At 35.5% G+C, this 12,658-nt stretch carries 10 protein-coding genes; 3 read left to right on the top strand and 7 right to left on the bottom strand.

Annotated features, from left to right (window positions below; translation table 11 throughout):
* Window positions 1-123 precede the first annotated feature (123 nt).
* A complete protein-coding gene (locus NT175_00330; GenBank protein MCX6233160.1) occupies window positions 124-1,992 on the bottom strand; it encodes a hypothetical protein in 1,869 nt (622 codons plus the stop codon).
* 142 nt (window positions 1,993-2,134) lie between these two features.
* Here NT175_00330 and NT175_00325 point away from each other — a divergent pair, with 142 nt between their 5' ends.
* Both NT175_00325 and NT175_00320 read left to right on the top strand, forming a co-directional pair.
* A complete protein-coding gene (locus NT175_00325) occupies window positions 2,135-2,782 on the top strand; it encodes a DUF4372 domain-containing protein (protein ID MCX6233159.1) in 648 nt (215 codons plus the stop codon).
* Window positions 2,783-3,044: 262 nt separating this feature from the next.
* Window positions 3,045-3,200: a hypothetical protein gene (locus NT175_00320; GenBank protein MCX6233158.1), complete on the top strand. Its 156-nt coding sequence runs from the start codon at window positions 3,045-3,047 to the stop codon at window positions 3,198-3,200.
* A 378-nt stretch (window positions 3,201-3,578) separates the two neighbouring features.
* Here NT175_00320 and NT175_00315 read toward each other — a convergent pair whose 3' ends face one another.
* The 3 genes from NT175_00315 to NT175_00305 form a co-directional block, all read right to left on the bottom strand.
* Window positions 3,579-4,091 carry a hypothetical protein gene (locus NT175_00315; protein ID MCX6233157.1) on the bottom strand — a complete coding sequence of 171 codons (513 nt, stop codon included), beginning with the start codon at window positions 4,089-4,091 and terminating at the stop codon, window positions 3,579-3,581.
* A complete protein-coding gene (locus NT175_00310; GenBank protein MCX6233156.1) occupies window positions 4,088-6,685 on the bottom strand; it encodes a thiol protease/hemagglutinin PrtT in 2,598 nt (865 codons plus the stop codon). Before NT175_00310 ends, NT175_00315 begins: the two co-directional genes overlap by 4 nt.
* A gap of 1,033 nt (window positions 6,686-7,718) precedes the next feature.
* Window positions 7,719-8,192, bottom strand: coding sequence for a hypothetical protein (locus tag NT175_00305; protein MCX6233155.1), 474 nt, complete (start codon window positions 8,190-8,192; stop codon window positions 7,719-7,721).
* A 449-nt stretch (window positions 8,193-8,641) separates the two neighbouring features.
* Between NT175_00305 and NT175_00300 the strand changes: the two genes are divergently transcribed.
* Window positions 8,642-9,838, top strand: a complete 1,197-nt coding sequence (locus tag NT175_00300) for a T9SS type A sorting domain-containing protein (protein ID MCX6233154.1) — start codon at window positions 8,642-8,644, stop codon at window positions 9,836-9,838.
* A gap of 278 nt (window positions 9,839-10,116) precedes the next feature.
* On the opposite strand, the gene NT175_00295 is transcribed toward NT175_00300, so the two are convergent.
* The 3 genes from NT175_00295 to NT175_00285 form a co-directional block, all read right to left on the bottom strand.
* Entirely contained in the window at window positions 10,117-10,638 is a 522-nt protein-coding gene (locus NT175_00295; protein MCX6233153.1) for a helix-turn-helix transcriptional regulator, read from the bottom strand.
* Window positions 10,635-10,871 (bottom strand): DUF4160 domain-containing protein, encoded by a 237-nt coding sequence (locus NT175_00290; protein ID MCX6233152.1) that lies wholly within the window; start codon window positions 10,869-10,871, stop codon window positions 10,635-10,637. Before NT175_00290 ends, NT175_00295 begins: the two co-directional genes overlap by 4 nt.
* A gap of 410 nt (window positions 10,872-11,281) precedes the next feature.
* Entirely contained in the window at window positions 11,282-11,986 is a 705-nt protein-coding gene (locus tag NT175_00285) for a fibrobacter succinogenes major paralogous domain-containing protein (GenBank protein MCX6233151.1), read from the bottom strand.
* Between the last annotated feature and the right edge of the window lie 672 nt (window positions 11,987-12,658).

The raw sequence follows: 12,658 nt of genomic DNA, 5'->3' as shown, positions 1-12,658 counted from the left end.
GCCTGATAATCTCTTGTTTGGTTTCCATGCTTATCATCGTTTTTGTGTTGCTTTTGATCTTGCAAAGCAACTGGTTTAACTCCGATAAGTGGTATACTTTTCAACGGGAAGGTGGTATACTTTTCAATTAATATATACACCTGAAGCGATTAATCCACTTTTTGACTTGTCATTTGTTTTTCTCCAAACACTGATGGCAAAACTTTCGCCATTCTTCAAGTCTTTAAATTTAATCGTCATTCCGTATGGTGAACTTGCATCTATTTTGGATGAATATTTTCCAGTATGAGCAAATTCATCACTCTGGGTCGTACCAAACTGAAATAAAGTATTATCAATTTCGCTGATGAAGAACTGCCTGTCACTGCTAAGTAATTCAGCATTGCATTTAAATATAGTATCAATTGTACGCTTCACAATATTAAAATTATTGCCACTGTCTTTTAAATTAAAAATCAAAACATTATTATAGTGCCCAATCAGATTTGAACAATAACTCTGCACGTATGGTTTTGTATATAATTCTTTCACTCCGTTAATTATTAAGTACTTTGCCCCCTTATCAATAGAAGATTGAATTCCGATACTATCCTGATTATAATGTATTCGTTTTCCCCGGTTAAACCTTTCATCAGTATATTCAGTCCATCCCTTTTGATTCATCAAATATAGGGATACATGACTGTTATCAGGAATTGAAATAATAGTATCATTCGATGAAATACCCATTTGTCTCAGATAAGGCGTAATAGAATAGATGTCCCTATTCTCATGAAAATCGTTCATCCAGCCCTTATAGCGCTCATTAATTTTTTGATGAGCGTAATAAATATTGAAAAGCAGAAAAAGTGAGAAAACTACTTTTGATATTTTCGAGCTAAATATCTTATTAAAGTGTCTCTTTAATACATCAAACGTACTAATAACGATAAGTACCGGTAAAATATACATATCGATAGTATAGTAATCATGATCTGCAAATGTCCAGAATTGAAGAATGATATATACAATTACTTCTGCCAGGATAAAAAGCATGCTATAGATAAGCAGCTTATTGTTCTTTCTAAAACAAATTAAAACGAAAAAAAAACAAATTGTCAAGAACAGTAAGACTGATCTGTGGAAATACTGATCTATCCATATCTTTCTGATATTATCCAGAACTCCGTTTATTTCTGTTCTATCTAAGTTCCATATAGGAAAAATCGTGGTAGAAAAATAAGTACAATCATGCTTCTGATTAAAGTTATATGCATAAAATATCCAAAGACCGATTATCATAAATATCGAAATAATTGGAATTAAAAATCGAACATGTCGATTAAATACCTCATGATTTTCATTAAAATTCTTAAGCCCTAATAATTCTACAATATAAATTCCAGTAATAGCAAAAAGACTAAACAGTCCTGTTATCTTAAAAGCCGCGGCTATCATAAAAATAAACATGGAAATGTAAAACCACTTTGGTTTACTTTCAAAAGAGAAACGAATAAAATAGTACCAACCTACAATAGAAAAAGCTAATGAAGACGAATTCGATAAAAAATTATTCCCATAGTATACTAGTATTGGGGATGTGAAGAATAACAGTGGAAGTGCAATTGCCCAAAAAACATCTTTCAGCAGATAATATAAAAGTCGGGAAAGAAAAAACAACCCAAGAAAAAAAAGAAGTGTATTAAAAATCCGATAGATATATTCATGGTATCCAAAAACCTTATATAAAGAGGCTACCGTATAGTATAAAATTGGAATCTCGCTTGTACAGCATTTCCCACTTGTTCCCGCATCCGAAGTAAGATTATGAGTTTCCGGTAAAAAGAATTTCATTCCTCCCTGGTAGTAATTCAATGCAATAGAGGCACAATCCGATTGCCTCCACTTATGGACTGACTGGGGACGTTTCAATGCAATCTCAGGGTAATTATAAAACATTGAAACACCTATTAAGGCTATAATAAAAAGTATTTTAAAATAAATTTTTTTCATGGTAATTTATTGAACACATTCACTAACGTTGCGTTAAAAAAATTTCTTCATTCTGAAAGTACAGTAAAAACAATATATTTAAGACGTTCTTTGATTTTTTGATTTCAATTTGTGATAAAATTAAGTTTAATTTAAGATTATCATGAATAAAGGCAGGTATGTATTCGCTCAATTAATGTCCTATATCAACGACTATGAATTTTCTAAATGCGTTGAGAGATATCATGGCGATTATCGAATCAGGGATTTAAATTGCTGGAACCAATTTTTGTGTATGGCTTTTGGCCAAATCACTCACCGAGAAAGCATCACAGATATTATTACCTGTTTAAATGCCCACAAGGAAAATGCATTTCATTTGGGAATTCAACAAGTAGTTGTCGTTTCGACATTAACTCGGGCTAATGAACACCGTGACTGGAGAATTTATGCTGATTTCGCTCAATACCTGATTCGCATTACTCGTCCGCTTTACATCAATGACAATGATTTCAGGGTTGATATTGAAAATACAGTTTATGCTCTTGATTCATCTACGATTGATCTTTGTTTAAGTGTATTTATCTGGGCTAAATTCCGCAAACATAAAGCTGCAGTAAAACTTCATACACTACTTGATCTTCGGGGTGATTTGCCAACGTTTATCGATGTCACTGATGGGAAAACGCATGATGTAAATATTCTGGATCGCATCATCTTTGAACCTGGTGCTTTCTATATCATGGATAAACTTTTCAAAGAACGAAAATATATTGTTAAATGTAATCAATTGAATTTGTTTGAGTTTTAACGCAACGCTAGTGTTTTTCAGATATAAAGGTTTTATATCCCCCTTCGCTCATAGCGTCATTCCGGCGAAAGCGGGGATCTAATACCGGGCTGTCATTTACGAGTTTGTATGTGCCTTGAAGGGCAAATATAATATAGTTTTTTGAAAATAATAGGATCGAAGAACAGTTCAGAGGGTGAAGGTCCATTATGCACCAAAGTGACGACCGGAAGCATTAGCAAGTCGCAAAGCTTACCCCGATGTCAATTGGGGGGTGTGTACCGTGAGGTGCAAGCTGAAATATAAGATCAAAGAGATCACCCGGAAAACCATACCGGCAAGTTTTAACGAACGCATAAAAATGTTAACCGTCACCCTTGAACGCTTGAAGAAGCGGGGCTATAAACCTTTCCTGGAATACTATCTTGAAGTTGAATGATGATGAGTGCCTGTCCCGATGAGTCCCGCTTAAAACGGGATAAACTCCACGAAATTGGGAAACCGCCGTATACGTGACTCCGCCTCAGGCGGATAGTGTGAGAAGCGCACCCCAACCTATTTATCTGGCGGGGCCGTCTACTCGATTACCAACTGGGTGTTATTGTTTGTCAATAGTTTGAGATATTTATCATCTAGTATATTCATTTTCCTGTCTCATGAGTCTGCAAAGATTTAGTATTTTTACTGTCGGCAAAAAATCGTTGGGAAAACAGACAATCTCTTTGGCGGGTTTTGGTTTCAGAGTTGGCTAGTGCGACCTGCCAAAGTGCTTGGCTGTGTGTGATGATGAATTAAAACAAAATACTTTTGCTATCTTTTATCTCAATCTTTTATAATCCTTTAATTTATTGCTTTTAATAATTTCATTTAATTCAGCAATTTCGTCTTTAAACCTATAACGATTACCACAATTGTATAGTTCAACAAACGGTTCCTTATCAATAATAAAAGAATACAAATCAGTGAGTTTAGGTAATTCCTTTAGTTTGCTGTATTCTTCATAAGTGTATTTCAAAAAAGCTGTATTTTCATTAATGCCTCTATTGTCGAGTAAATAACCATCTGCAAGTTGGAAAGGATAAGCTAAAACACCTTTAAAGTAAACGTCGGAAATTGCCGGATAATTAACGATTTTTGACTTGTCCGCCGAGAGGATTACAGGGACATTGTTGTAATAATCCTTCTTAGTTTTATATATCAGAGTTGGAGTACCAGAATAATCAACGGTTTCAGATTTCTGCTGATTATCTCGGGATACTCCGCAAGAACTTATTATCAACCCTGATAATATTACATCAATTAGTGATTTTTTAATTTGTGTCAGTATCATTTTTGGATGGTAAATTTTTTTGTAAATACTTTATTTTCTGAAACAACACTCAAAAAGTATAAACCATTCGATAAATCAGATATAGGTATTTGATATATATTGTCTGAAAAATCAGCTAATTTGTAACTGCAAATTTCTTTTCCGATATTATCATAAACCTTAATCGCACTTATTTTTTGATTGCAATTAGTAAAGTCAAGATTTACGAAATCATTTGCAGGATTAGGATAAAGGGTAATTGAATTTGCGATTTCCTCATTTTCTTCAATGCCTACGATTTGTGTAATAGTCATGTCTAGTAAGTACGTACCGGTTTCACCGGTAAAATATGGGGCTACGTTGAAAATAATTGTACCTCCATAAGGAATATTAATATTTGAAGGCATTATGTCGTCGAAATTGTCAGACCAAACGGAATTGTATTTATAGGAAAACATCACATCACCTGTATAAGTTTGACCATTCCCACTATTATAACTGTCATGAACTCGTGCTGTTATAGAATAATTATACCCTGTAGCAAGGTTTATTTGATAGTAATCTAAATCCCCACCAATATGAATATTTGAACCACTTGTATTTTGCGTAGCTGTATTTCCGGAGAAATTCAAAGATAAATTGTATGCTGCCCCCTCTATGTTGTTTGATTCATAAATGTCGGGAGACAATGCAGGTGCAACAACATTAATGTTTACTGGTGTTGGATAATATTGACCACCTACAAGATACCACGTAGAGTATCCATTTTCTAATTCCAGAATGGCTAAAATGTACGTGCCAGGTGTTGCAATTATTGCTGATGTGCTAAAAGTGATATAAGGAGATAAGTAAGTATAACCGGCAGGTAGTCCAATTGTTTCATTATATATTCCAATTGTTTGAACAAAGTTTCCGTTTAAATCATACAGTGCTGCCTGATATACTCCATAATAGGTTGAAGTATTGTTGTTAACCAAATTTACATTTACGGAGGCTGCCTGACCCTGAACAAAAGTTGCAGGAGTTGCGACAATAGGTGAATATTGTTGGATATAATAGACTGGTGAACTAATTGTAACGCTAACGGGATTTGCAAAAGAAGCGTCACCAGCTAAATTCCAATTACCTCCGGGGTCCCTGTAAAAAATCCCAATGATATAACTACCCGGTACTGTGATCATACCTGTGCTTGAAAAGGTTAGTCCGCCTGTATAATGGTAATTGGGTGGCAATGGTGAACCGCTTGCTGTTAGTGTTTGAATAAAATCAATAAAAGTTCCTGCAGACGTAAATAAAGCTGCACAAAAATCTCCGCTAAAATTTGAAGTGCCATTATTTATTACATCTGCATTTACATCAAAAGGTAGTGCAAAATCAATCGGGTTAGGAGTAATTGTTATTGATGAATACATATTAATAATTGATGTGCCTCCGCCGGAAGCAGGTTGAATTCCAATTAATGCCTGCTGTCCCTGATTATATGTTCCTGCACCGGAACCAGTACCACCAGTACCTGGATTTAAAGCGTCAAGGTCAAAGAAACCGTCATACATACCACCCCAACCCCAGTTCATGTGAAAGTAATCATAATTGTCGTAACCATCACAAACAAAAGTATGACCGCCTTGACCCCAACCACCGTATTGAATTGGTCTGCCTGCATCTAAATCAGTTTTTAATAGCTGTATCCATGCCGCATTTGTGTAATTTTCTCTTTGTAACCCTTGCATTGAAGTTGAATAACCGAAATAATTTTTTAGTGCAGATTCAACACATGCCGGATGGCTTCCATATTGATCATTTTCAATAACCCATCCACCACTGCCTGTGGGACTATAGTTCATTTCAACAGCAACACCACAATGAAACATTAATATTCCAACAGCATAATTGTTACTCGTTACATTGTCTGGCATTGATCCCCAATCGTAAGTAGTTGCAGCAAAGTTTGCAGATAAAGTCCCATAATCATCTTCATTATAAGAATGAAAACCAGTGCCAGATGCAGGATAATTCCAATATTTCATTATCTGACCCATAGCTGTAGCAGGACAACCAGTAACAGAGCCGCCAGGGCAGAGGTAATTGTAATAAGGGCTTTGGTTCCATATAGTTGCCAATAGCGGATTGACACTTTTCACACCTTTTTCCGAAACAAGGCTTTCTCCATTTTCTAATTTGTTCCATTTACTTTGAATTTCTTTATCGGCTTGCAAGCTATTCAAAGAAACATCAATGATCTCCTTCTTGTATTTTTCGATAAGTTTTTGAAATGCAGGTGGCATTTCAGCACCGGAATAACTGCCCGAAAGAGTATAACCCAAAATGGGAGTAACATCATTGTCGGCTGCTACAATTACAAAACCGTCGTTTTGATTCACATTGAAAATGTAAAGGATTGATGTTTCATGAACCTGCAATCCTTTTTGGTTCGAAACATCTTTTGATTTTACTATAAAAGCAAGTGTAAGATTTATATCTGTCAAATCTTTGTTTTTAGCAGTTTGTAGATAAAAATTCTTAGCAATTTTTTTTGCCTGTTCAGGATTGACTGGGTCGGCAAATAGATTTATTGCAATTGTAAAACCCAACACTACGAGTAAGATTTTTTTCATGATGTTTTAATTTTTATGCTGGTATTCAGAAATTCGAAAGTACGATATTGGCAAAAAATCTTATATCAGTACGCTCTGTAAATTTATACAAATTTAACGATTCTAAATTTGAAAGGTAACTTTATAGGCTAAATAATATTTTGATGTGCTATTCGTAGTAATTGTCAGTTATTTTTCTATTGATGTCCTTTTCTTTTGCATGTCCAAAAGAAAAGTACGAAAAGAAAAAGACAGCCTGGGTTTTCGGCGACCCACTAAGGGCTCGATTCCTAAGCCAGCCAAGCCGTTCGGTCGCTTCGTTCCCTGGTGTTTGACCCCGATTTTAATCGGGGGAGTTCATAAATTTTAGCCTGAGTGCTCAATTTTTAGTGATTTTTATGCAGCGGTGACTTTTCTTTGCTTCTTTCTTTGTGTGGCAGACAAAGAAAGAAGAAGAGAAATATGCTAAATAAGTCTGTATCTATGAATAAAATCGGTATTTTCATATCAAATCAATCTCCAGCACATCAAAATAAGATTTTGCCACTTTTTTAGCCAGACTTGATAAAGTAAGAAAGAATAATCAGGGGTTATTCCGGATAAATTGAGCGATAGTTCCGGCGAGTTTCGACGAACGCATAAAAATGTTAACCATCACTCTTGAACGCTTGAAGAAGCGGGGCTATAAACCTTTCCTGGAATATTATCTTGAAATTCGATGATGATGAGTGCCTGTCCCGATGAGTCCCGCTTGGGGCGGGATAAACTCCACGAAATCGGGAAACCGCCGTATTTGTGACTCCGCCTCAGGCGGATGGTGGGAGAGGTGCACCCCGACATTGTCGGGAACGTCTACTCGATTGTAGCCAGTTAATTTTTCAATTTTTTTATATCTACCGAAATATATTGTTTTTATAATCAAACTAATCGCTTTATATTAAATAAGTCATTCTCCATATGTTAAATTTTTCCAAGTTTTTTGTTTATCAATATTACAAATAGCTGCTATATCACAATCATAATCCATGTTGATAATAAATCAAATTATGTCTGCTTATTTTAACTTAAATTCAACTTTATAATCATTGGGCAATTTTGGTATATATGCCCAGTTCATACTTCCTAAAAGCATTTTACAGTTTCCTTCATAAACTACTGAAATTTGGTATATAATCTTCTTATTTTCTATGTCTTTAAGTATTTTCCTATCATATTTTGCGCTACATCCTCCTCCATTAGTCCTTTTACCTAGTAATGAATATTTATTGAAGTCAATATAAGGTAATTTTGCAGTATCGCAATCAACATTTGCAGGATGAATGCGAATTGAGTCTCCAAAAGTTTGATAAGTCTCGTTATCTGTAATAATAATCTCATTGTATTTTGAACCACTTATCCCATAAAAACATGTGCTTAGAATATTGTCGTAAAATTTACAGTCATTAGTAATTTCAATTATTTTGTCACTCTTTTCACAAGATGCAATAAAAACCATCTGGATTAAGATAATAAATATTTTTCTTTTCATAGTAATTATTTTTATTCAAGATGAATCAAATTGGTGAAGGGTTGCGTTAATTGGCAATAACGATTGTGTATACACTGGTAGTTATTTTTCACCTATCAGCATGTTCTGTAAATATAAACAAATTTGACGATTCTAAATTTAAAAATAACTTTTTTATCAGAACTGGTTCATTAAGAGCGACCTGCTAAATTTTGAGGTAGTCAAAAAAGGCCAGAAGAAGAAGAATGAAGAATGAACGATATAAGATGAAGGATTTTGTTTCATTCTTCATCTTTCACCTCCCGGTCCATTCCTGCTTTTCTTCCTCACCTGCACTACCATAAATCATCCTGAAAAAGTGATTATAATATTTGAATTCGTTATATTTGTATGAACTAATTGAGAATACTGATAAGTTTTATAAATACAGTCATAATCACAGATGTTAGCTCTAATGAAACATTCACTTTATGAAAGGTCTCAAAATTTTTATTCTGACAATTAGTGCACTTTATTCTAATGCGCAGACAAAAACTATTTTGGTTTTTGATCTTATGAATGGAAGTGTAGATTCTATCACGAATATTCAATTCGACACAACAGTATTAAGTGATAAGACGAATTATTCATTAGGATTATGGAATTCCGAAATCGAAACATTAGAGCAGGTTCCGCCCGTAAATAATGTTTACCCGGGCAGTCAGTTTACATATAAAAAAAGAGCTTCGTTAGATTATGATCTGACAAAATATCCGATAAGAACCAGTATAGTATTATATTCAATGAGGAATGATACCCTCCATAATAACTGCTCAGGGAGTATTATCAGCAGAAGGCACGTACTGACGGCCAGGCATTGTTTTTTTGGTATGACCGCTTCAGATACTCTTAGAATGGATTCAATATATGTTTGTCCGGTTTTTGACAACGGAGAGTTCAATAGCATATTTCCATGTTCCTGGGTACAAAAGGTATTTGTCTTTAAAGACCCTACCCCGTGGCACAATGATCTTGCTGTGCTTCAATTAGAGGAACCTATTGGGGATAAAACAGGTTGGATAAGTATTGGATTTAATTCGGTCGACAGTCTGCTTAAAGAAGGGATTTACTATAAATTCACTTACCCCGGGGTCACAATTCTACCTATAGATACAAATGAATATAATGGTGATACTCTTTATTATAATTATGGTGTGGTAGATTATGTTGATGATGATCATATCGGAATACATTATACAAGTGGAATTCCGGGTGAAAGCGGTAGTTCAATAATAAAAGTCGGGAATAATTATGACTACACCAGTTACGGTGTATTATCCTTCGGAACAGACCTGCTACACAGTAAATTTAAAAACTGGTCATATTATTCTATGGAATCAATTATACATAACGACTTGACATTCGATGTTCCTGATAACGGATTTAGCGATTGTTTTACTATTTTCCCTAATCCAGCACAAGATCAATTTTGGATAAGGCATTCAGTTAACAATGAAATTTTAAAAATAAGGATTATGGATATTTGCGGAAAAGAGGTTTTAAGCTCTTCCGTCGATCCTGAAAATTCCTCCATTAACATTGAAGTACTACCGAATGGAATGTATATTTTACAGATCACAACAAGCAAGTCACAAGTCTCGGGGAAATTAGTCATACACAGGGACTAATGAGGGCTAATCGCAATGAAACAATTTTCAACATGATTCCCGCCGGTAAATCCTAAGATAGTTGTGAGGGTGTGACTTTTATTGCGGCATTAATTTATCTGCAGTAAGGTTTGTTCAGTATTCAACGGATGCCATTTCTTTTGAGAGATGTCATCCGTAATTCTGAGTGAAGCATAATCGGGAAACCGCCGTATCCGTGACTCCGCCTCCGGCGGATGGTGGGATAGGGGCGCTCCGGCATCTATGGCTGTCGGAGCGGCCTACTCGATTAGCGGTTGTTATTTAATTATCAAATCCAACTGCTTTCCTAATCCAATTTCAATTATTTTTCGTAGTGTATCCAGTTCGATGTCGGATCTGTCGTTTTCAATCCGTGAAATATAGTTTCGGGTTGTTCCGCTTCTAAGTGCTAATTCCTGCTGTGTCAATCCTGATTTCATCCTCGATTCTCTTATAAGTCGTCCGATTTTTACTGAAACGGCCGATTTTTCAGGTCGGCTATAACGCAATAATATATCAGCCCCTATCTCGAACGGAACGTGTTTCTTTTCATTATTTCGCATCGTAATGAACTGCTTTACATTGCTCCATGAAAGGGTGTTGTTCTGAAGCTCTACTTTAGCAAATTCTTTTGGTTCAAAGAGGATCGAAGCGGCTGATCTTTCATCTATACTTATCTTCATCAACACTCTCCTGAAGTCGATAATTCTGGATTCTCCGTTGTTGAATACGACAGATAAGGATAATCCCTTAATCCAGTTTATCTTTAAAATCCTTGGTGTTTTGATATATCGTCTCATTTTAGTGATGGATTTAATTCATAAAAAACGGTTAAAGCCCAATATGAGTTACCTGTAAGCCAGTCAAAGACTTTCTTTAATTGTTTGCCAGGTAAGTTTCCTGCAAAAATTTCATTGCTTTCAATAACTATCAATACCTCAAATTCATTATAAACGGCATGAATATGAGGAGGTTTATGATCTCCATTGTAAATGTTAATTTTTATTCCGTCAATGATTTCTATTGTCGGCATTTACACTTTTTCTGCAAAGGTATCTAATTAGGTACTAAAATCAAGGATTTTTTTTATTTTTATGTTGAGCGATAGTTCCGGCGAGTTTCGGCAAACGCATAAAAATGTTAACCATCACTCTTGAACGCCTGAAGAGGCGGGGCTTTCAATCTTTCCTGGAATACTATCTTGAAATTCTATGATAATGAGTGCCTGTCGCGATGAGTCCCGCTTAAAGCTGGATAAACTCCACGAAATCGGGAAACCGGGGTATTCGTGACTCCGCCTCAGGCGGATGGTGGGGGAGGGGCTCTCCATCAGCTTCGGCTGGCGGAGCCGTCGACTCGATTACACAACGTAATTGTTTTAATATTTTATTTTAGATTCTATAAGAAAGTTCGACCGCTAGGCGAAAAATAAATCAAATAGTCTTAATCCTTCACGCAACGAACTGAGAACCCATACTGTTTACCATAATATGCTCTTCCTGCATAACTGTAATAGTAGTTCATATGCCTACACCATGCATCTTGAGCATATAACTCGTGATTACTAGAACTCCACCAGTAACCGGAGTCGCCAATGTAGTAGAATGAACCAGTGTATTCACGGTAACCACCAGGCAAAGCTGTGAATCCGCTTTCGTTGGTTGCACTGGTATTAGGACTTAGCCAATGGATTGTTCCCTTTTCTTTTAATTTGCCGCCAACAAGACTGTCACCTCCTAAATAGGTTGTAAGTATTGTCCACTCTGCCTCGGTAGGCACATGCCAACCTATAGGTGCTATATTTTTGCCGCCATTGCTTGCAGTATCAACTGCAAACCAATTGTATAATGCACCATAAATTTCTTTATTTGCTATATCATTATTGTACCAGCAATATTCCGGGGTATGGTTCCACCAATTAGTTCCATCGGTTACTAGTGGAATGGGCGTACCATCGTTATACTTGGTGGTTTTTAAGTTCTCAACCATCCACACTTGTGTACCAATGATTACGGTCTGATAAACATTGCCATCAATGTCTTTTACTTGATTATTGTTGTCATCGTCTTTCTTACAATTGTTTGTTAGCATTAATAACACGCCCATTACTAATAATGAGTAATTCCAAAATCTGTTTCTTTTTTTCATTTCAATTTAATTTAAACGTTATTACTCATTTGTACTTGTTTTCGTATTATTATCTGGTACCTTTTTATTATGTTGTGTAACGAATGAGTATACGATTGTATTTATATTTTATATCAGCATGAACTGTAAATTTATACAAATTAAACGATTCTAAATCTGAAAGGTAACTTTTTTAGTCAGACTTGTTAAAGTAAGAAAGAATAATCAGGGGTTATTCCGGATAAATTGAGCGATAGTTCCGGTGAGTTTCGCGAACGCATAAAAATGTCAACCACAATTGATATCACGGATGCCATCTCTTTTGAGAGATGTCATCCGTCATGCCCGGATGACATCTTTTGTAAAGATGGCATCCGTCTATTGCAAAGATGGCATCCATATTTACCTGGTTGGGTTGTTCTTTCTTTAGTTTCCAAATGAAATGAATAGAAGTCAACAAACTTAATTTCAGGCGTATGGGGGGAGAGGAGCACCCCGTCAGTTCAAGCTGGCAGAGCCGCCTACTCGATTGTAGTGCGTTTTTTATTTTTTCTTTATCATAGATTTTCACGTTAGTAATTACCCGTATTTTTATTACCTTGATTTACCCTTTTATTATTGCTTACGCTCAGATATACAATAAGATATCGCATTTACCCGTCCGTCTTCTTATTTCTGTATACGGCATATTAA

The organism is Bacteroidota bacterium (assembly GCA_026391695.1).
In the GTDB taxonomy this organism is placed as follows: domain Bacteria; phylum Bacteroidota; class Bacteroidia; order Bacteroidales; family JAGONC01; genus JAPLDP01.
This window is presented reverse-complemented; position numbering and strand designations above follow the sequence as displayed.